17 protein-coding genes are annotated in these 20,736 nt (G+C 49.3%); 16 read left to right on the top strand and 1 reads right to left on the bottom strand.

All coding sequences use genetic code 11. The features are described from left to right. Nucleotides 1–220 precede the first annotated feature (220 nt). The 10 genes from DXD02_RS01005 to DXD02_RS00960 all read left to right on the top strand — a co-directional run bounded on the left by DXD02_RS01005 (nt 221) and on the right by DXD02_RS00960 (nt 11,799). Nucleotides 221–1,654 carry an acyl-CoA carboxylase subunit beta gene (locus tag DXD02_RS01005; RefSeq protein ID WP_022462330.1) on the top strand — a complete coding sequence of 478 codons (1,434 nt, stop codon included), beginning with the start codon at nt 221–223 and terminating at the stop codon, nt 1,652–1,654. Between the two features lie 15 nt (nt 1,655–1,669). After that, nucleotides 1,670–2,443: an OadG family protein gene (locus tag DXD02_RS01000; RefSeq protein ID WP_118659149.1), complete on the top strand. Its 774-nt coding sequence runs from the start codon at nt 1,670–1,672 to the stop codon at nt 2,441–2,443. 14 nt (nt 2,444–2,457) lie between these two features. Further along, nucleotides 2,458–2,838, top strand: coding sequence for a biotin/lipoyl-containing protein (locus DXD02_RS00995; protein WP_118666263.1), 381 nt, complete (start codon nt 2,458–2,460; stop codon nt 2,836–2,838). Between the two features lie 33 nt (nt 2,839–2,871). Continuing rightward, nucleotides 2,872–4,023, top strand: coding sequence for a sodium ion-translocating decarboxylase subunit beta (locus tag DXD02_RS00990; RefSeq protein ID WP_055226382.1), 1,152 nt, complete (start codon nt 2,872–2,874; stop codon nt 4,021–4,023). A gap of 49 nt (nt 4,024–4,072) precedes the next feature. Then, nucleotides 4,073–5,482: an oxaloacetate decarboxylase subunit alpha gene (locus tag DXD02_RS00985; RefSeq protein ID WP_117804070.1), complete on the top strand. Its 1,410-nt coding sequence runs from the start codon at nt 4,073–4,075 to the stop codon at nt 5,480–5,482. A gap of 230 nt (nt 5,483–5,712) precedes the next feature. Then, the gene (locus tag DXD02_RS00980) at nt 5,713–6,687 is read left to right on the top strand and encodes a MurR/RpiR family transcriptional regulator (RefSeq protein ID WP_117509159.1); all 975 of its coding nucleotides are present in this window, start codon (nt 5,713–5,715) and stop codon (nt 6,685–6,687) included. Continuing rightward, complete coding sequence (locus tag DXD02_RS00975) at nt 6,684–7,931, top strand: NAD(P)/FAD-dependent oxidoreductase (protein ID WP_117509003.1); 1,248 nt, start codon at nt 6,684–6,686, stop codon at nt 7,929–7,931. The genes DXD02_RS00980 and DXD02_RS00975 overlap by 4 nt, the downstream gene beginning before the upstream one ends. A gap of 44 nt (nt 7,932–7,975) precedes the next feature. Continuing rightward, nucleotides 7,976–8,641, top strand: a complete 666-nt coding sequence (gene cmk, locus DXD02_RS00970; RefSeq protein WP_022462337.1) for a (d)CMP kinase — start codon at nt 7,976–7,978, stop codon at nt 8,639–8,641. 32 nt (nt 8,642–8,673) lie between these two features. Continuing rightward, entirely contained in the window at nt 8,674–10,575 is a 1,902-nt protein-coding gene (locus tag DXD02_RS00965; protein WP_117509002.1) for a bifunctional 4-hydroxy-3-methylbut-2-enyl diphosphate reductase/30S ribosomal protein S1, read from the top strand. A gap of 147 nt (nt 10,576–10,722) precedes the next feature. Next, the gene (locus DXD02_RS00960; RefSeq protein WP_055226378.1) at nt 10,723–11,799 is read left to right on the top strand and encodes a putative ABC transporter permease; all 1,077 of its coding nucleotides are present in this window, start codon (nt 10,723–10,725) and stop codon (nt 11,797–11,799) included. Nucleotides 11,800–11,863: 64 nt separating this feature from the next. On the opposite strand, the gene DXD02_RS00955 is transcribed toward DXD02_RS00960, so the two are convergent. Next, on the bottom strand, nt 11,864–12,952 hold the full coding sequence (locus DXD02_RS00955) for a ribonuclease H-like domain-containing protein (protein WP_118666262.1): 1,089 nt from the start codon (nt 12,950–12,952) through the stop codon (nt 11,864–11,866). Nucleotides 12,953–13,124: 172 nt separating this feature from the next. On the opposite strand from DXD02_RS00955, the gene ruvA reads away from it, so the two are divergent. From ruvA to DXD02_RS00925, 6 genes are all read left to right on the top strand, one after another. Continuing rightward, nucleotides 13,125–13,739 (top strand): Holliday junction branch migration protein RuvA, encoded by a 615-nt coding sequence (gene ruvA / locus DXD02_RS00950; RefSeq protein WP_117508999.1) that lies wholly within the window; start codon nt 13,125–13,127, stop codon nt 13,737–13,739. 40 nt (nt 13,740–13,779) lie between these two features. Next, complete coding sequence (ruvB, locus tag DXD02_RS00945; protein WP_022461905.1) at nt 13,780–14,790, top strand: Holliday junction branch migration DNA helicase RuvB; 1,011 nt, start codon at nt 13,780–13,782, stop codon at nt 14,788–14,790. A gap of 130 nt (nt 14,791–14,920) precedes the next feature. Beyond that, the gene (gene zapA, locus DXD02_RS00940) at nt 14,921–15,352 is read left to right on the top strand and encodes a cell division protein ZapA (protein ID WP_118666261.1); all 432 of its coding nucleotides are present in this window, start codon (nt 14,921–14,923) and stop codon (nt 15,350–15,352) included. A 57-nt stretch (nt 15,353–15,409) separates the two neighbouring features. Next, the gene (locus DXD02_RS00935) at nt 15,410–17,623 is read left to right on the top strand and encodes a U32 family peptidase (RefSeq protein WP_118666260.1); all 2,214 of its coding nucleotides are present in this window, start codon (nt 15,410–15,412) and stop codon (nt 17,621–17,623) included. Between the two features lie 26 nt (nt 17,624–17,649). Further along, the gene (locus DXD02_RS00930; RefSeq protein WP_117508997.1) at nt 17,650–19,164 is read left to right on the top strand and encodes an FtsW/RodA/SpoVE family cell cycle protein; all 1,515 of its coding nucleotides are present in this window, start codon (nt 17,650–17,652) and stop codon (nt 19,162–19,164) included. Then, nucleotides 19,112–20,578 carry a peptidoglycan D,D-transpeptidase FtsI family protein gene (locus tag DXD02_RS00925; RefSeq protein ID WP_243106317.1) on the top strand — a complete coding sequence of 489 codons (1,467 nt, stop codon included), beginning with the start codon at nt 19,112–19,114 and terminating at the stop codon, nt 20,576–20,578. Before DXD02_RS00930 ends, DXD02_RS00925 begins: the two co-directional genes overlap by 53 nt. Nucleotides 20,579–20,736 lie beyond the last annotated feature (158 nt).

Here is a 20,736-nt window from a genome sequence, read left to right as displayed (position 1 = left end):
CGATGCGGAAAGAAAACAGGACTTTTTGAAAAAGGAAAGGCTGGGAAAAATCAAGTTTGACCTTCCATTTATAATAGGAAAAATCTGAAATTTTTCTGTCTATTTTCTGTCAAAAAGGTGAGAAAAAGTATTGAAAAAAAACGAAAAAACAGATATGATAGACTTGTATAAAATTTGTTTAAAATTTTATAATGAAAATAGAAAGATGGAGGTTTGAAGAATGAGTAACACAGCACAAAGTTTAGCGAGCACAAGAATCGCCTCTTTGCTGGATGAAAACAGCTTTGTGGAAATCGGCGGACAGGTTACTGCCAGAAGCACAGATTTCAACATGGCCGGCATGGAGACACCATCCGATGGTGTAATTACTGGTTACGGTGTGATCAACGGCAGCCTGGTATACGTATACAGCCAGGATGCGTCTGTGATGGGCGGTACCATCGGCGAAATGCATGCAAAAAAAATCGCGAGACTGTATGAGTTTGCACAGAAAACAGGTGCTCCGGTCATCGGACTGGTAGACTGTGCCGGTATGCGTCTGCAGGAGGCAACTGATGCTCTGAACGGTTTCGGCGAAATCTATATGGCGCAGGCAATGGCATCCGGCGTGATTCCACAGATCACAGCAGTATTTGGTACCTGCGGCGGCGGTATGGCACTCATCCCGGCTATGACAGACTTCACGTTCATGGAGTCTAAAAACGGAAAACTTTTCGTAAACTCCCCGAACGCACTGGACGGAAACCACGTATCCAAATGTGATACCGCATCCGCAGATTTCCAGGGCGAAGAAGCAGGTCTTGTTGACTTTGCTGGAACCGAGGAAGAAATCCTCGGACAGATCAGAAACCTGGTATCTATGCTTCCGGCAAACAACGAGGACGAAGCATACACCGAGTGCGAGGATGATCTGAACCGTGCATGTGCAGACCTTGCAAACTGCGCAGGCGATACCGGAATCCTTCTTTCCCAGCTCAGCGACAACGGCATCTATTTTGAGACCAAAGCCGCTTACGGAAAAGATGTTGTAACCGCATTCATCCAGTTAAACGGAGCAACCGTAGGAGCAGTTGCAAACCGCTCTGAAATCTACGGCGAGGACGGAACTGTAAAAGAGAAAATGGATGGAACCTTAAGCGCAAGAGGAGCCAAAAAAGCAGCAGATTTCGTAAACTTCTGCGATGCTTTCTGCATCCCGGTACTTACCATCACAAACGTAACCGGATTCAAGGCAACCAAATGCTCTGAGAGAACCATGGCTAAGAACGCAGCAGCCCTGACCGCAGCTTTCGCAAACGCAACCGTTCCGAAAGTAAACGTTGTTGTCGGCAAAGCATACGGAAGCGCATACGTTGTCATGAACAGCAAATCCATCGGAGCAGACATGGTATTTGCATGGCCGAACGCAGAAATCGGAATGATGGATGCAAAATCTGCAGCAAAGATCATGTACGAAGGATCTGACGCTGCTACCATCAACGAGAAAGCAGCTGAATATGCAACCCTTCAGAACAATGTAACTTCCGCAGCCAGAAGAGGCTATGTGGACACCATCATCGAGCCGGAAGACACCAGAAAATATGTTATCGGCGCATTCGAGATGCTGTATACCAAGAGAGAAGACAGACCGGACAGAAAACACGGAACAGTCTAAGGAAGGTGGCATACGATGAGAAAGAACTGGAAAAAATTAGTAAGTCTCGTCCTTACCGCAGCCTGCACCATGGTTGTGACCGTAGCTCCTGTTTTTGCGGATGCGGCATCTACACCGGCTTATTCACCGGTTGAGGCATCTACGGTAGATTCTCTGCTCTCCTCCAGTGTTCAGTGGGTAGGACAGAGCCTGATGACCTACAGCGATGACGATCTTGCCAATATGGAAGCTTCCGACCAGCAGTTCTATGCAAGAGCAGCTGAGGCATGGGAAGAGGCAAAGGCTGACCTCGGAGAGGTAAAAAGCCTGGAAGACGGTACTCTCGAAGTAGACGGAGATTTTGTAACCTGCACAATTCCGGGTGAATTTGAAAAAAATCCTGGTATTGTCCGCGTATTCTGGAACATCAGCACCGGAACACCAGTTCCGACCGACCTCACCATCACCGTTGAGGAGTCAAAGGGCGTTCTGATCGGCCAGGCCGGCATGAACACCATCATCGGAATCGGTACCGTATTTGTTATGCTGATTTTCCTGATTTTCGTTATTTCTTCGTTTGATTACATTTTGGGAGACAAGAAGAAGAAAAAAGCACCGGCAGCACCTGTACAGGAAGCACCGAAGGCTGTCGCAGCACCGGTTGTTGAAGAGACAGCACCGGAAGCAGACGATATGGAGCTGCAGGCTGTTATTACAGCTGCAATCGCCATGTATGAAGAAGATATGGCTTCTGCATCCGGAGATGCTTATGTTGCACGTCCGATCCGCAGAAAAGGCAAAAGAGCTTAAGGAGGAAATTTTCAATGAAAAACTACACCATTACCGTAAACGGAAATGTATATAACGTAACTGTAGAAGAAGGAACCACAGCAGGCGCAGCTTCAGTTGTCAGCGCAGCAAAAGCAGCTCCGGCACCAAAAGCAGCTCCGGCAGCAGCACCAAAAGCAGCAGCTCCGGCAGGTGCAGCAGGCAGCGTAGAGGTTACCGCTTCTGTTCCTGGTAAAATCTGCAAAATCGAAGCAAACGTAGGCGCAGCTGTAAAAGCAGGCGATACGGTTCTTGTACTGGAAGCCATGAAGATGGAAATCCCGGTTGTAGCACCGCAGGATGGCACAGTAGCAACCATCAATGTAGCAGTAGGCGATGCAGTAGAATCCGGTGACGTTCTTGCAACCATGAACTAATGCCCGTTGTAAGAAAAAACCGGAGGTGAAAAAATGATTACTGAAACTTTAAACAACCTGCTTCACCAGACGGCGTTTTTTAATCTGGACTGGGGCAATTACGTTATGATCGCAGTGGCTTGCTTCTTCTTGTATCTTGCGATTAAGCATGAATTTGAGCCGTTGCTTCTTGTACCGATCGCATTCGGTATGCTGCTTGTAAACATTTACCCGGACATCATGGCTGAGCCTTATACCGACGTACAGGGTCTTGAGCATGCGGGCGGTCTGTTCTACTATTTCTTTACTCTGGACGAGTGGAGTATCCTTCCATCCCTGATCTTCATGGGTGTAGGTGCGATGACAGACTTCGGTCCGCTGATTGCAAACCCGATCAGCTTCATCATGGGAGCTGCAGCACAGCTTGGTATCTATCTGGCGTACTTTTTCGCTATTTTCATGGGATTCAATGGAAGAGAGGCAGCAGCTATCTCCATCATCGGCGGTGCCGACGGCCCGACTTCTATCTTCCTTCTGAACAAGCTCGGACAGCAGCACCTGATGGGACCGATCGCAGTAGCAGCATATTCCTATATGTCACTTGTGCCGATCATCCAGCCGCCGGTCATGAAGCTTCTGACTACAGAAAAAGAGCGTAAAATCAAAATGGAGCAGCTTCGCTCCGTATCCAAACTTGAGAAGATTCTGTTCCCGATTGTCATTACAATCGTTGTCTGCATGATTCTTCCGTCTACCGCTCCGCTGGTAGGTATGCTGATGCTTGGTAACCTGTTCCGCGAGTGCGGCGTTGTAAAACAGCTTCAGGAGACAGCTTCCAACGCCATGATGTACATCGTTGTTATCCTTCTTGGTACTTCCGTTGGTGCATCCACAAGTGCGGAGGCATTCTTAAATGTCAGCACTTTAAAGATCGTTGCACTGGGTCTGATCGCATTCGTATTTGGTACTGCAGGCGGTGTCCTGTTAGGAAAAATACTGTGCAAGGCAACACATGGAAGAATCAACCCGTTGATTGGTTCTGCAGGTGTATCTGCGGTTCCGATGGCAGCCCGTGTATCCCAGAAGGTTGGCGCTGAGGCAGATCCGACGAACTTCCTGCTGATGCATGCGATGGGACCGAACGTAGCCGGTGTTATCGGTACAGCAGTAGCGGCCGGTACCTTCATGGCGATCTTTGGTGTATAACTTCTTAAGACAAACAAAAGTGAAAAACACTTCATTTAGGAGGATAGAAATGGCAGTAGAAAAGAAACCTGTCAAGATTATGGAAACTGTTCTGCGTGATGCACATCAGTCCCTGATCGCGACAAGAATGACAACAGAACAGATGCTTCCGATCATTGATAAAATGGATAAAATCGGATATCACGCAGTAGAGTGCTGGGGTGGCGCAACCTTTGATGCTTCCTTACGTTTCCTGCATGAAGATCCATGGATGAGACTGAGAAAACTTCGTGACGGATTTAAAAACACGAAACTGCAGATGCTGTTCCGCGGACAGAATATCCTGGGATATCGTCCGTACGCAGACGACGTAGTAGAGTATTTCGTACAGAAATCCATCGCAAACGGAATCGACATCATCCGTATTTTTGACTGTATGAACGATCTGCGCAACCTGCAGACCGCTGTCAGCGCAGCAAACAAAGAAAAAGGCCACGCACAGGTAGCACTTTCCTATACTTTAGGAGATGCTTACACCCTGGATTACTGGACCACCATGGCAAAGAGAATCGAAGAGATGGGTGCAGATTCCATCTGTATTAAAGATATGGCAGGCCTGCTCGTTCCGTACAAGGCAACTGAGCTGGTAACCGCGCTGAAAGAAGCAACCGATCTTCCGATTCAGCTGCACACCCACTATACTTCCGGTGTTGCATCCATGACGTACCTGAAAGCAGTAGAGGCTGGTGTTGATATCATCGATACCGCAATGTCTCCATTCGCTATGGGTACTTCACAGCCGGCAACTGAGGTTATGGTTGAAACCTTCAAAGGCACTCCATACGATACTGGTCTGGATCAGAACAAACTGGCTGAGATCGCAGATTACTTCCGTCCGATGAGAGACGAAGCGCTCGATACAGGCCTCTTAAATCCGAAGAACCTTGGCGTAAATATCAAGACTCTTCTGTATCAGGTACCGGGCGGTATGCTCTCCAACCTGACAAGCCAGTTAAAAGAGCAGCACGCAGAGGACAAATACTACGATGTACTCGAAGAAGTACCGCGCGTAAGAAAAGACCTCGGCGAGTGCCCGCTGGTTACTCCGTCTTCCCAGATCGTTGGTACCCAGGCTGTATTCAATGTCCTGATGGGCGAGCGTTACAAGATGGTAACGAAAGAGACAAAAGACGTTCTTGCCGGAAAATACGGTGCAACTGTAAAACCGTTCAATCCGGAAGTACAGAAGAAATGCATCGGCGATACCGAGCCGATCACCTGCCGCTACGCAGACCTGCTTGAGCCGGAGCTTCCGAAACTGGAGAAAGAGATCGAGCAGTGGAAACAGCAGGATGAGGATGTATTAACCTACGCTCTGTTCCCGCAGGTAGCTGTAGACTTCTTCAAATATCGTGAAGCGCAGCAGACAAAAGTAGATCCGGCAGCCGCTGACAAAAAAGACGGCGCATATCCGGTCTAAATAAAATCTGAGTAAAAAAATCAGCCGGTGTTCTGTGTTCCCCGTAAAAAGGGAATGCAGAACACCGGCTTTCCTTTTCAGCTTTTCAGCCATTGCGTCAGTAATTTATTCGTGTTATAATTCAAAAGATCGAGGTGTGTCCGAAAAAGAATCAGGATGCCCCCAAAAGAAAAAATGTGGATGCCGAACGGCATTTGCAGATCGGAAAAACAAATCAGGAAGAAAATAACATGAAAAAAGAAAAAGAACAGTCTTCTTCAGAAGAGCAGAAGGCAGCGAACGAGAATCTCCTCATTCGTCTGAATCAAAATTACGGAAAGTTGAGCAAAGGACAGAAGAGGCTGGCAGATTTTATTACGGCACATTATGACCAGGCCGTATCGATGACGGCAGCGCGCCTGGGACAGCAGGTCGGCGTCAGCGAATCGACAACGGTTCGCTTTGCGATGCAGCTTGGCTACGCGGGATATCCGGAGTTCCAGCGCGCACTGGAGGAGATGGTGATGAATCGTCTGAATTCAGTGCAGCGGATGCAGTTTACGTATGGCCGCGTGCCGCAGGGAGAAATTCTGGAGACCGTTCTGCAGTCGGATATTGAAAAAATCAAGATGACGCTGGAAGAAGTGGACCGGAGCGCCTTTGAGCGCGCTGCGGATACGATTCTTTCTGCGCGGACAATTTACATTGTCGGCATTCGGAGCTGCGCGCCGCTTGCGAGCTTTCTGGCGTTCTATTTCCATATGATTTTCCCGGATGTGCGCCAGGTACAGACAAACAGTTCCAGCGAGATTTTCGAGCAGATGATCCGCATCACGGAGGATGATGTGGTGATCGGCATCAGCTTCCCGCGGTATTCGATGCGTACGATGAAGGCACTGGAATTTGCGAACAGCCGCAAAGCGAAGGTGATTACGATCACAGACAGTGTGCATTCACCGATGAATGTTTATGCAGCCTGTACGCTGATTGCCAAGAGCGATATGGCATCGATCGTTGATTCTCTGGTGGCCCCTTTGAGTGTAATCAATGCGCTTGTCGTGGCGCTCTGCATGAAACGCCAGGCGGATGTGAAAAAGACACTTGAGAGCATGGAAAAACTGTGGGATGAGTACCAGGTTTACAGCAACGATGAAATCAACGGGCTGGACGATGCACGTCCCATGGGCGGAAAAAAGGCAGCTCTGCCGGTAAAGGAGAAAGCATGAGAAAAGCAGCAGTAATCGGCGGAGGCGCCGCCGGAATGATGACCGCCGTGCTTGCCGCCGGCGAAAAGACAGAGATTCATCTCTATGAAAAAAATGAAAAGCTGGGAAAGAAGCTGTTTATCACAGGAAAGGGCCGCTGCAATGTGACAAACGACTGCCCGACAGAAGAGTTCTTCACGAATGTGGTGACAAACCCGAAATTTCTGTACAGCTCCGCCTACAGCTTTGACAGCGCCCAGGTGCAGGAGTTTTTCGAAGCGGCAGGTGTCCGCTTAAAAGTGGAGCGCGGAAACCGTGTCTTCCCGGAGTCAGATCACTCCTCGGATATTATCCGCGCGCTGGAGACGGAACTGAAACGGAAAAATGTGCAGGTGCATAAGAATACAAAAGTAAAAGAGCTTCTTTTCGAAGGAGACCGCGTGAAAGGAATCCGCCTGGAAAACGGGAAAGAGCTTTTTTACAATGATGTCGTTGTCGCAACCGGCGGTATGTCGTACCAGACGACGGGATCGGATGGAGACGGCTACCGTTTCGCAGAAAAGGCAGGACTTGCCGTCACTCCGCTCCGCCCGGCGCTGGTGCCGCTGGAAACAGAGGAAGCGTACATCCGTGAGCTGCAGGGACTCTCCCTGAAAAATGTGACGATGACGATTAAAAACGGCAAAAAGACGCTGTTCGATGGATTCGGCGAGATGCTGTTTACACATTTCGGAATTTCCGGCCCGCTGGGGCTTTCTGCGAGCTCCTACATCGGAAAAGCACTGGAACAGCAGCCGCTGAAAGGATATCTGAACCTGAAGCCGGCACTCACGGAAGAACAGCTGGATGCGCGGATCCTGCGTGAATTTGAGGAAAACCGGAACAAACAGTTCCGCAACGTGATCAACAGTCTGTTCCCGGCGAAACTGCTTCCGGTGATGCTCTCTCTTGGCGGGATCGACCCGTACAAACAGGTCAATGCCGTATCGAAAGCGGAGCGTCAGCACTTTGAAGAGCTGATCACGCATTTCCCGTTTACAGTAACCGGAACACGGGGTTTCCGTGAAGCAATTATCACACAGGGTGGTGTTTCCGTGAAAGAGATCCGTCCGGGCACGATGGAGGCAAAGAAAAAAGAAGGTCTGTACTTCGTAGGAGAAGTGCTCGATCTCGATGCACTGACCGGCGGCTTCAATCTGCAGATTGCCTGGGCAAGTGCCCACGCTGCAGCCGAAGAGATCCGGGCAAAGGAAGAACAGGAATAAAATATGGATCACAGATTTTAGAATTTTCAGGAGGAAGAGAGAAGATGAGATTTAATCTTGCAATTGACGGACCGGCAGGCGCTGGCAAAAGTACAATCGCAAAACGTGTGGCAAAGGAGCTTTCGTTTGTCTACGTTGATACAGGAGCAATGTACCGTGCCATGGGCATCTATTTTTCAGATCTTGGCATTGCACCGGAAGAGCAGGAAAAAATTGAGGCAGCCTGCAAAGATGTGAAAATTTCCATTTCCTACGAAAACGGAGAGCAGCAGGTTTATTTAAACGGCGTCAATGTCACCGGAAGACTGCGCACCGAGGAGGCTGGAAAGATGGCATCCGCGACAAGCGCCTATCTGGAAGTACGGAAAAAACTCGTGGAGCTGCAGCAGGAGATGGCGGAGAATACGGATCTTGTGATGGACGGCCGCGATATCGGAACTGCCGTTCTGCCGAACGCACCGTTGAAAGTCTATCTGACAGCAAGTGCCCATGTCCGCGCACTGCGCCGCTGGAAAGAGCTGACCGAAAAGGGACAGACAGCCGATCTTGCGAAAATCGAGGAAGATATCAATGAGCGTGATTATCAGGACATGCACAGAGAGCATTCCCCGCTGGTACAGGCAGAAGACGCCGTACTCGTTGACAGCTCTGAAATGACGATCGATGAGGTTGTGGAAAAGATCTTAAGCCTTGCCCGCGAGCGTATGTAAACGCGGCAGAGAAAAGAGGAGAAGAAAAACAGATGGAAGTAACTGTTGCAAAAAGTGCAGGCTTCTGCTTCGGCGTCAAACGGGCGGTCGATACGGTATACCGTGAAATTGAGAGCGGTGAAAAGCCGGTCTACACCTTCGGGCCGATTATTCACAACGAACAGGTTGTGGAGGATCTCGAAAACCGCGGCGTGCAGGTGATCCATTCGGAAGATGAACTAGAGGGGCTTTCCGGCGGAACCGTTGTGATCAGGTCGCATGGCGTGTCGCGGGATGTCTGTGAAAAGATCGAAGCGCGCGGCATGAAGATTGTAGATGCGACGTGCCCGTTTGTCAAGAAGATCCACCGGATTGTGGACGAGGAGGGCAGAAAAGGCCGCCACGTCGTCATCATCGGAAGCGCGGATCATCCGGAGGTACAGGGCATCATGGGATGGGCGAGCGGCCCGGTTACCGTGATGCATACCGCCGAAGAAGCGGAAAGTTTTGTGCCCGAAAATGGAAAACCAATATCTATTGTGGCACAGACGACATTTAATTACAACAAATTTAAAGATTTAGTTGAAATTTTTTTGAAAAAGAGTTATGATAGTACTGTTTTAAAGACTATCTGCAACGCTACCGAGGAAAGACAGACGGAAGCGAGAGCAATTGCCAGGAAGGTTGATGCCATGTTTGTCGTGGGAGGCAGACATAGTTCAAACACGCAAAAGCTGTATGAGATATGTAAAGAAGAATGTAAAAATACTTACTTTATAGAGACACTCGTTGATTTGGAATCTAAGCCTTTTCAATCATTTGGTCGCGTAGGTATTACAGCTGGGGCATCCACCCCGAATAAAATAATTGAGGAGGTTCAAAAAATGTCAGAAATGAGTTTTGAACAAATGCTGGATGAATCATTTAAAACAATCAGAAACGGAGAAGTCGTTGAGGGTACTGTAATCGATGTCAAAGACGATCAGATTATCCTGAATATCGGATACAAAGCCGATGGTATTCTTACCAAAAACGAATATTCCAACGATTCTTCCATCGATCTTCACACCGTTGCACAGCCAGGTGACAAAATGGAAGTCAAAGTTCTGAAAGTAAATGATGGAGAGGGACAGGTCCTTCTTACTTACAAGAGACTTGCTGCTGAAAAAGGCAACAAGAGACTCGAGGAAGCATTCGAGAATCATGAAGTTCTGAAAGCAAAAGTAACACAGGTACTGAACGGAGGATTATCCGTAGTTGTTGAGGAGACCAGAGTATTCATTCCGGCCAGCCTTGTATCTGATGTATATGAAAAAGATCTGTCTAAATATGCAGATCAGGAAATTGAATTCGTTATTACCGAGTTCAACCCGAGAAGAAGACGCATCATCGGTGACCGCAAACAGCTCATCGTTGCTGAGAAGAAGAAACTGCAGGAAGAACTGTTCGCACGCATTGCAGTTGGCGATGTTGTAGAGGGAACTGTTAAGAATGTTACCGATTTCGGCGCATTCATCGATCTGGGCGGAGCTGACGGACTGCTTCACATCTCTGAGATGTCCTGGGGCCGCGTAGAGAACCCGAAAAAAGTATTCAAAGTTGGTGAGACTGTAAAAGTTCTGATCAAAGACATCAACGGCGACAAGATCGCTCTTTCCTTAAAATTCCCGGAAGAGAATCCGTGGCTGAACGCTGCTGATAAATACGCTGTAGGCAACGTAGTAGAAGGCTGTGTTGCCCGTATGACTGACTTTGGTGCATTCGTTGAGCTTGAGCCGGGCGTAGATGCTCTGCTTCATGTTTCCCAGATCTCCAGAGAGCACGTTGAGAAACCGTCTGATGCACTGAAAATCGGACAGGAAATCACTGCAAAAGTAGTTGATTTCAACGAGGAAGACAAAAAAATCTCTCTGAGCATGAAAGCTCTGGAAAACGAAGAGCCAGTAGAAGAGTAAGAATAATTTAACTTGCAGGTGCTGCAGTTGGATGATTAGAATGCCGTAGACAACCGGGTTTCCTGAACAGACAGGAAACCTGTTGCCTGCGGTATTTTCTTATCATCCTGTTTTTGGCACCAGAAAAGAAAAAGGGGATGAAAGTTTATGTGGGAGACGAAGATTCTGGGTGTGGATCTGTACCACGTTCTAGCATGGTTCTGGCTGTACAGCTTCTGCGGATGGATCTGGGAGAGTTCCTATGTATCGATCCGGCAGAAAAAACTGGTCAACCGCGGTTTTGTCAATGGTCCGCTGCTGACACTGTACGGCACCGGCGCTGTTATGGTATACTTGATCCTGCGCCCGTTTGAAGCGAACGTCTGGGCACTGTATTTCGGAGGTGTCATTGTAGCGACGGTTCTGGAATATGTAACCGGCGTGCTGATGGAGACCATTTTTCATGCGCACTGGTGGGACTACAGCAATCAGAAGTTTAATTTTCAGGGAAAGATCTGCCTCAGCAGTTCGATTGCCTGGGGATTCTTTACACTGGGGCTGTTTTATATTCTGCAGCCGATTGCCGTGAAAGTAGTGAATCTTGTTTCGGATACTACAGGAGAGATCATTGTTTCCGTTGTTACCGTCTGCTATCTGGTAGATTTTGGATTTTCCGCAGCCGCAGCATTCCAGCTGGGACAGAAGATGCGCAGTCTGGAGAAAACGTGGGGAGAATTTCTGAAATATCTGCAGAAATCCCGCTTTAACCAGCTTGCCGAGGAGATGAATGCGAAAGTACAGCAGTATCGTGCAGAGTATTCCAGAGATAAGATGAAAGAATATCTGGCCGAGAAGCGCCAGACACTGTCTGAGGCAATGGAGCAGATGCAGAAGCTGGAGAAGGAGCGGAAAGAAGCTGAGGGAAGAAGAAATCCGCTTTTCGAGTCGAAGAACCGCCTGATGGAGTTCGGAGCAGAGCAGAAGGAACGCCTGACCGAGTTCGGAGCAGAGCAGAAAGAACGGTTTGCGGCACTTGGATTTGATGTGCGCAGCGATAAGATGCCGGATCTTAAAGAGCTGCTGGAGCGCTTTGACCAGATGACAAAACCGCAGCTTCCGACCAACTGGCTGATGCGCCTGACAACGAAACGTTATCTGCGCGCCTATCCGCATCTGCAGGGAACGCATCATGCTTCTCTGAAAAAGGAAGAAAAAAAGGTAGAAGAGAAAGAAGAGAAAAAATAAAGGACTGCTTGGAAAGGACAGTCCCGGAAAAACGGCCGTGCATGCAAAAACGTGTACGGCTGTTTTATTTTCTGGTTTTGCTATCGTCTTTGAAAAAGAGCTGAAGCTCGGAGCAGAGATACTCTTTCAGGAGATCTTCCTGCGAAAAAAAGGCATCAGACCACTCAAAATAGTAAGGGCGGCTTTTGAAGTTCTCGCGGAAGGCCGGGGTGAAAAACTCTTTCTGCTGCGGAAGAAATGTACCGGTCCGCCGCTGATAGCAGTTGGCAGCCTTTGCTTTCTGACGGTGTTCCGGATCGACAAACGCGCCAACGCTCTTGTGAACAGCCTGATCCTCCAGCGGAAGATAATAGTAATTCTTATAGTCCGGGAAGAAATATTTCAGCTCCGCCGTATGCGTCTGCAGGGAGAGAGAAACCCGTGAACCAAAGGCTGTAAGAGAACCATCCGCGCAGACACGGGAGAGGAAAACCGGAACTTCCCACTCGGGCTGCAGTGAAACTTCCAGTGTCTGTCCGGTAAAACGACACGACTGGACAGAAAAATCGCCGTGAAACAGGGCAGGAAGCGCGAGCAGTTCCAGGACAGAACCCATGCCGAGGACATCCTCATAATTGTGAAGGAAAAGCAGTTCCAGTTTCTTTTCATCCAGTGTCTGAAGATAGTCGTGGTAAACAGAAATCAACTGTTTTCCGTTAAGTTGATCCTTCCGTGGGAATGAGAGATACTGTTCCACATTTTTCTGTTTCATTGAAGAAAGTCCCAGGATTGACTGAAACGGGCGGAGTGCCTGATAAAGATCCAGGGATGCGATTGACGAAAGCGGATCTTCCATCTGATAAAACAGTGCTTTGTGTGTGAGGTAAGGAAGATCAAATGTCGTTCCATTAAAATGCACCAGCTGCTTCACGTCGGAAAGAAACGTGAAAAAAGAGACAAGCATCTCTTTTTCTTCGGTCGGTCGATCAAGAAACCACTGGCGCAGTGTGAAAGCATCCGCGGCCGGGTCAAAGAACAGCGCACCAATCAGATAGAGATGCGAGGTACGCCAGGAAAGGCCGGTCGTCTCAATATCGAAAAAGACATCGCCGTTTCTCAGATACATCTGAAGATTGGCAGAGAGAGCAGCGGGGGTAGAATCTATGATCTGCATAAGGTTTTTTGTCTCCTTTGAAAAACTTTTTTGAATCTAAAGATATTATAAGACGAAAAAATCTGACATGCAAGAAAGACAGCGACTAATCGTTGCGTGATGAGAAAAGTTCTGCTATAATAGAATGTGCGTTCGCTTTCGAAAAAAGAAAACGGCGCTTTGGAGGAAAAACATGATTGCATTTATCAAAGGAACTGTAGATTCTCTTTCGGAAGGAAAAATGATTCTCGAAAGCCATGGAATCGGCTATGAGCTGAATATTCCAGCGAGTATGTTCGACGCAGGCATCCGGGAGGGAGAAGAGTTAAAGATATATACACATATGAGTGTGCGGGAAGACGGAATTTCCCTATTCGGCTTTCTGTCCCGCGAAGATCTTGAAATATACCGTATGCTGATCGGCGTAAGCGGCATCGGACCAAAAGCGGCGCTTGCGGTGCTGTCCACGCTTACTGCAGACAATCTGCGCTTTGCCGTCCTCTCGGAAGATGTCCAGGCGATTGCCAAAACACCGGGCATCGGAAAGAAGACCGCGCAGAAGCTGATTCTGGAATTAAAAGACAAATTCGACCTGCAGGAAGCGTTCGAGCAGAAGCTGGCAGGAAATCAGGCGGCTGCGGCGGTACGGCAGACAGGCGAACCGGATGCCTTCCAGGATGCGGTACAGGCGCTGACTGCGCTTGGCTACTCCGGAACGGAAGCACTGCAGGCAGTAAAGAAAGTCGAAATCACCGAAGGCATGGACAGCGAGGCTGTGCTGAAAGCGGCATTGAAGCATATGTTTTAGCAGATGGTCCTAAATTGTGGAAGAAGGAAACCTTATAACGATGGAAAGAAGAATTATCACAACTGACGTTCTCGAGGAGGACGTGAAAATCGAAGGTTCGCTCCGTCCCCAGCACCTGGACGACTACATCGGACAGGAAAAGACGAAAAAGAACCTGAAAGTATATATTGAAGCAGCAAAACAGCGAAGTGATGTTCTCGATCATGTGCTGTTTTACGGCCCTCCGGGACTTGGAAAAACAACGCTGGCGGGCATCATTGCAAATGAGATGGGAACCCATATGAAGGTAACGAGCGGCCCGGCGATCGAAAAACCGGGTGAGATGGCAGCGATCCTCAACAATCTGCAGGAGGGCGACGTCCTGTTTGTTGATGAGATCCACCGCCTGAACCGCCAGGTCGAGGAGGTTCTTTACCCAGCGATGGAGGATTTTGCGATTGATATCATGATCGGAAAAGGCTCTTCGGCGCGCTCGATCCGCCTGGATCTGCCGAAGTTTACGCTGGTCGGCGCAACAACGCGTGCAGGTCTTTTGACTGCCCCGCTCCGCGACCGGTTCGGTGTCATCCACCATCTGGAATTTTACACGGAGGAAGAATTGGCCAACATTATCCTGCACTCCTCAAAAGTACTGAATGTGGAGGTGGACCCGCAGGGAGCGCTTGAGATGGCGCGCCGTTCCAGGGGAACACCGCGTCTGGCAAACCGGATTTTAAAGCGTGTCCGCGACTTTGCCCAGGTGAAATACGATGGAAGAATCACAAAAGAGGTCGCATCATTTGCTCTCGATCTGCTGGAAGTAGACCGTTACGGACTGGATCAGACTGACCGGCTGCTTCTTACCACCATTATGGAAAAGTTCCAGGGCGGTCCGGTGGGACTCGATACCCTGGCAGCATCGATTGGAGAAGATGCCGGCACCATCGAAGATGTCTACGAGCCGTTCCTGATCAAATCCGGATTTATCAACCGCACTCCGCGCGGAAGAGTGGCAACGGAATTTGCCTGGCACCACCTGGGGCTGGAGGCACCGCGTAAGATCGAAGAGTAAAAGCCCTGAATCTTTCATTTTCTGTCGCTTTTTGCAGAAAAAGGTTGTTTTTCTTCCATTTTCGGTATATGATAGGTTATATTAGCCGGAAGTTTGGTCCGGTTAAATTCAGTGGAGGAAAAGCAAAAGAATGGCTGTAAAAAATACAACACAGGTTTTAATAGATGGAAAAATTATCACACTGGGAGGCTATGAGAGCCCGGAATATCTGCAGAAAGTAGCTGCTTATCTGAATCAGAAGATCAGCGAACTTTCCCAGTCAGCCGGATACAACCGCCTGTCGGTGGATACGAAGCACACACTGCTTGCACTGAACATTGCAGACGACTATTTCAAAGCAAAAAGCCAGGTAGATACCCTCGAAGAGGATATGGAAGCCAAAGACCGGGAAACCTACGATATGAAGCACGATCTGATCGCAGCGGAAATCCAGGTCGGCGATCTGAAAAAAGAGCTGGAAGAGAAACGAATCGAGCTGGAACATGTGCGCGGCGAGATGGAAGAACTGCAGCGGCAGCTTGATAAGGCAAATAAGGATCTGGAAGATTTATTAAAAGCGTAAAAGAAGGAAAAACGGGGGATTGCGGAACAGGTAATCGCCCGTTTTTAGGAGATAAAGATGAAGACAGAATTATTAGCACCAGCCGGTTCGATGGAAGCGTTAAAAGCGGCGGTTTCCGCCGGTGCGGATGCCGTCTATCTCGGCGGAGCCGCATTCGGCGCAAGAGCGTATGCAAAAAATCTGGATGAGCAGGAGATTCTCTCAGCCATCGATTACGTCCATCTGCGGAACCGGAAACTGTATCTGACGGTCAACACCCTCTTAAAAGAGGAGGAACTGGAAGAGAAACTGTATCCGTATCTGCGTCCGTACTATGAGCAGGGACTGGATGCCGTGATTGTCCAGGATATGGGCGTTTTAAAGGCGGTCCGCTCCTGGTTCCCGGATCTCGACATTCATGCGAGCACACAGATGACAGTGACAGGATCTGCGGGAGCGCGTTTCCTGGAGAGCCTTGGCGCGACGCGTGTGGTACCAGCCCGTGAGCTTTCGTTTGCGGAGATCCAGAAAATCCACCGGACGACCAACCTTGAAATTGAATGCTTCGTCCACGGGGCGCTCTGCTACTGCTATTCGGGACAGTGCCTTTTTTCCAGCCTGATCGGCGGGAGAAGCGGAAACCGCGGAAGATGCGCGCAGCCGTGCCGTCTGCCGTACGAAGCGTACGATAAAGACAACCACCGCATGGGGGAGCCGGGCGACCGCTATCCGTTAAGCCCGAAGGATATGTGTACGGTAGAACTGCTGCCGGAGATTGTAAAATCCGGGATTATGTCCCTCAAAATCGAAGGCAGAATGAAAAAGCCGGAGTATACAGCGGGCGTTGTCAGCATTTACCGCAAATACCTCGATCTGTACGAAAAAAAGCCGTCCCGTTTCCACGTTCTGCCGGAGGACATGAAAAAGCTGTATGAGCTGTATAACCGTGACGGTTTCAACAAAAGCTATTATACCGTAAGAAACGGACGCGATATGATGGCGCTGAAGAACGAAAAAGAGCAGGAAAATAAAAAGAAACAGCGCAGAAATGAGCAGCTCTTTTATGAGATCCAGAGAGATTATATCGAGACTGAGGCAAAAGAGCCGATTTCCGGCTTTCTGACCCTGTATCCGGGCCAGCCGGCGTTCTTAAGTGCAGAAAGCGGAAAATACAGCGTAACAGCAGAGGCGGGCATGGTAGAACCGGCAAAGAAGCAGCCGCTGACAGAGGAACGCGTAAAAACACAGCTGGAAAAGACAGGCGAGACACCATTCTATTTCAAAGAACTCGATGTCTGTATGGATGACAACTGTTTCGTGCCGATGCAGACGTTAAACGAGCTGCGGAGAGGCGTTTCGGACCAGCTGGTGAAAGAGATGACAGAGCCATACCGCAGAAAAGCAGCGGAAAAGCCGGAACAGGAAGCAAAAGCATCTGGAAAACCGGACCAGGAGAACAGGGCAGAAAAGAAAATGGAGCTGACCGCATCTGCCGAGACGAGAGCCCAGTGGAATGCGCTGCTCGAGATTCCGGAGATCACGACGATCTACGCCGGCATGGGATGCTTCAAACGGGAAATCTTCGAAGAACAGGCGGAAAAAGGAATCCTGCAGGCGAAAGAACTGGGAAAACAGGTTTATCTGATGCTGCCGCACGTTGTGCGTGAAGGCGATCTGAAGGAATACCGTGACATGTTCCGCTGTCTGAAGGAGATCGGTCTTGGCGGTTTCCTGATCCGCAATCTCGAAAGCTTTTCATTTTTGAAAGAGATGGGAATGGAAAAGGATATCCGGCTCGATTACAGCGTTTACACGTACAACAGCCGTGCGCAGGCATTCTGGCAGGAGCAGGGCGTGCAGCGTGATACCGTTCCGTATGAGCTGAACGAGCGGGAAATCGGAAAACGTGACAATACGAACAGCGAAATGGTGGTCTACGGCTACCTTCCGATGATGGTTTCCGCCCAGTGTGTCCAGAAGAACCTGAACGGCTGCAATCACAGTTATTCTCTGGTACGCTTAAAAGACCGGATGGGAAAATACTTCCCGGTGAAGAGTTACTGCACCTCGTGCTACAGTGTGATCTACAACAGCCTTCCGCTCGGCCTGGTAAAAGAAGCCGATGAGATCCGGTCCATGCATCCGGCTGCGGTGCGGCTGAATTTTACCATCGAGACACTGGAGGAGACAAAAGAAATCGCCGCTGCGTTTGCTGGAACGTACTGTAAAGGAATCGCAGTTCCGGCCGAACAGGAATATACCAAAGGCCATTTCCGCCGGAAAGTAGAGTAAACGGTGAGAAAAAATAAGGGGAATTTATGGAAAATACCATTGTTCAGTTATCAAAATATGTGATTACCTTCCTCATGATCTGTTTTACCGTGCAGTCGTTTGCTGCACTCAAAGAGCGGGATGAGGATGAGCGCCATTACATTCTGATGCGGCAGATCATCATGATCATTCTGATGAATTTCATCTGTTTCTTCGTGATGTTCCTGCAGGAAGGCGAAGTATCAACGATTCAGATGTTTCTGCTCACGATGGCGTATATCCTGGGCGTACAGATCCTGTACCGCCTGATTTACCGGAAGGCATCGATGATCCTGGTAAACAACATGTGTATGCTGCTCTCGATCAGCATGATTATTCTGACGAGACTGAGCGTGTCAAAGGCGATGTCCCAGTACAAAATTCTGGCGGCATCCACACTGCTCTGCTTCATCATTCCGGTCATTGTCCGAAAGGGCAAGTTTCTGAAAAATCTGACCTGGATTTACGCTGTGCTCGGAATTGCCATGCTTTCCGTCGTTATGGTGCTTGGCTTTACTTCCGGCGGTGCGAAGCTGTCGATCGAAATCCACGGCATTACGTTCCAGCTCTCCGAGATTGCCAAGATCACACTCGTGTTCTTTATGGCAGGCATGCTGCGCGAGGATAATTCCTTTGGAAACGTTGTGAAAGCAACGGTCGTTGCGGCAGTTCATGTGCTGATCCTTGTTGCATCCACCGACCTTGGAACTGCGTTCGTCTTCTTTATGGCGTACGTGGTTGTAATCTATGTGGCAACGAGAAAAGCCAGATATCCGCTTTTGGGACTTGCGGGAATGAGTGCCGCCTGCGTTGTGGCGTATTTCCTGTTTTCCCATGTACGGAACCGTGTGGCACTCTGGCAGGATCCGATCGGAAACTGGGATATCAGCAGCCAGTTAGCACAGGGACTCTTCGGCATGTGCTCCGGCGGATGGTTCGGAACCGGCCTTTTCGAGGGACGGCCTGACATTATCCCGGTTGCAACGAAAGACTTTATTTTCTGTGCGATCTGTGAGGAGATGGGCATTATCTTCGGAATCTGCCTGATTCTGCTGTGCATGTCCACATTCCTTCTGATTATCAATATTTCCATGAAGATGAGCAAACGGTTCTACAAACTGATTGCCATGGGTCTTGGAACGGAATATGCGACACAGGTGTTCCTCACTATCGGAGGAACCATTAAATTTATTCCTATGACAGGTATCACGCTGCCGCTGGTCAGCTATGGAGGAAGCTCTATGTTCTCCACGGTGCTGATGCTGTCGATCATTCAGGGATTGTACATCTTAAGGGAAGACGAAGGTGAGGAGCTTGAGAAAAGACAAAACAAGAAGAAACGAAACCAGCAGAAAAACGACCCAGGCGCCAAGAAAAAACGACGCCCGGACGAAGAGACCGAAAGACGAAAGAAGAGCGGCAGCCGGAACGACGGACAGGGAACCCGCCAGAAGTACCGCGAGCAGCCGGATGAATTCGAACGGCGGATCGAAGAGCAGACCGAGAACAGCCTCCACTGGTAAGGCGGCAAACAACGGCGCAGGGCCGTATCTGATCGTTTCGTTCCTGTTCGTGGCCATGTTTCTTGGGCTGATCGCGTATCTCGTTTACTTTAATGTCGTGCGGAAAGAAGAATTTCTGAATAGTTCTTACAATACGAGACAGAATAACTATGCAGAGCGCGTGATCCGCGGAACAATCTATTCTGCGGACGGCCAGGAACTGGCAAAGACGACGACAGATGAAAACGGGGATGAGGTAAGAACGTATCCGTTCGGCAGCCTGTTTGCGCAGGTGGTTGGCTACACGGGAAAAGGAAACAGCGGCCTCGAATCTTCCTACAACTATATGCTGATGGAGTCCCATACAAGTAAGTTAAAGCAGGTAAAGAATGAATTCAGCGATGCGAAGAACCCGGGAGACAGTCTCTATACAACGCTGAATACAACACTCCAGCAGGCCGCGGCCGATGCACTGGACGGATACCGCGGTGCAGTTGTCGTGCTGGAGGCAAAAACGGGCCGTGTACTTGCCAATGTGAGCAATCCGGTTTTTAATCCTAATACGATTGAAGAGGACTGGGAGGCACTGAACGCAGACGATGAGAGCGGCGTGTTTCTGAACCGCGGTCTGCAGGGAAGATATCCGCCGGGATCTACGTTCAAGATTGTTACTTCGCTTGCGTATCTCCGTCAGAACGGCACACTGGACGGTTTTTCGTTCGACTGTGACGGTGAGCTGACAGCAGGAAACTATACGATTCACTGCTCTGGCGGTGAAGTGCATGGACCGGAAGATTTTGCAGGTGCGTTTGCACATTCGTGCAACTCTGCCTTTGCACAGATTGGCCTTGGGCTGGATAAAGATGCCTTCCGCTCGCTGGCGGATTCCCTGTATCTGAACAGCCGTCTGGATCTGGAGCTTCCGACCAGCAAAAGTTCTTTCGACCTTGATTCGACAACGGCGGATGCTCTTGTGATGCAGACCTCCATTGGCCAGGGTGATACGCTGGTAACACCGATGGAGATGGCACTGATCGCCTCCGCGGTTGCAAATGACGGAGAAATGATCAAACCGCGTTATGTGGACAACATTGTGTCTGCGGACGGACAGGCAGTCAAAACCTTTTACAAAGAGTCTCTTGGCACGGTAATGTCCGAGAGCGAAGCCAATACGCTGACAGAGCTGATGAAAGGCGTTGTCCAGAGCGGAACTGCAGTTTCACTTTCGGATCTGCCGTACAATATCGCCGGTAAAACAGGAACCGCAGAACACGGAAGCGACGGAGAGACACCGCATTCCTGGTTTGTCGGATTCTCCAATGCGGATGATCCTGATATTGTCATTGCTGTTGTGGCAGAAAACGGCGGATATTCGAGTGAAGTCGCTGTACCGATTGCAAGACAGGTAATTGAAGCATATTATGCACAGCAGTAAACGATGAAAAAAACGCGTTCGAACCGGAAAGGATGGGTTCGGGCGCGTTTTCTGAATTTTTAGAAAAATGTTAGAAAAAGGATGCGGTTTTAAGGTTGCGCGGGGGCGGGAAAAGAGGTATACTTTTTAACAGAAGATCTGGCGGCAAGCGGGAAGAA

Source organism: Blautia sp. TF10-30, from assembly GCF_003481245.1.
GTDB classification, from domain to species: Bacteria; Bacillota; Clostridia; order Lachnospirales; family Lachnospiraceae; genus Fusicatenibacter; species Fusicatenibacter saccharivorans.
This window is presented reverse-complemented; position numbering and strand designations above follow the sequence as displayed.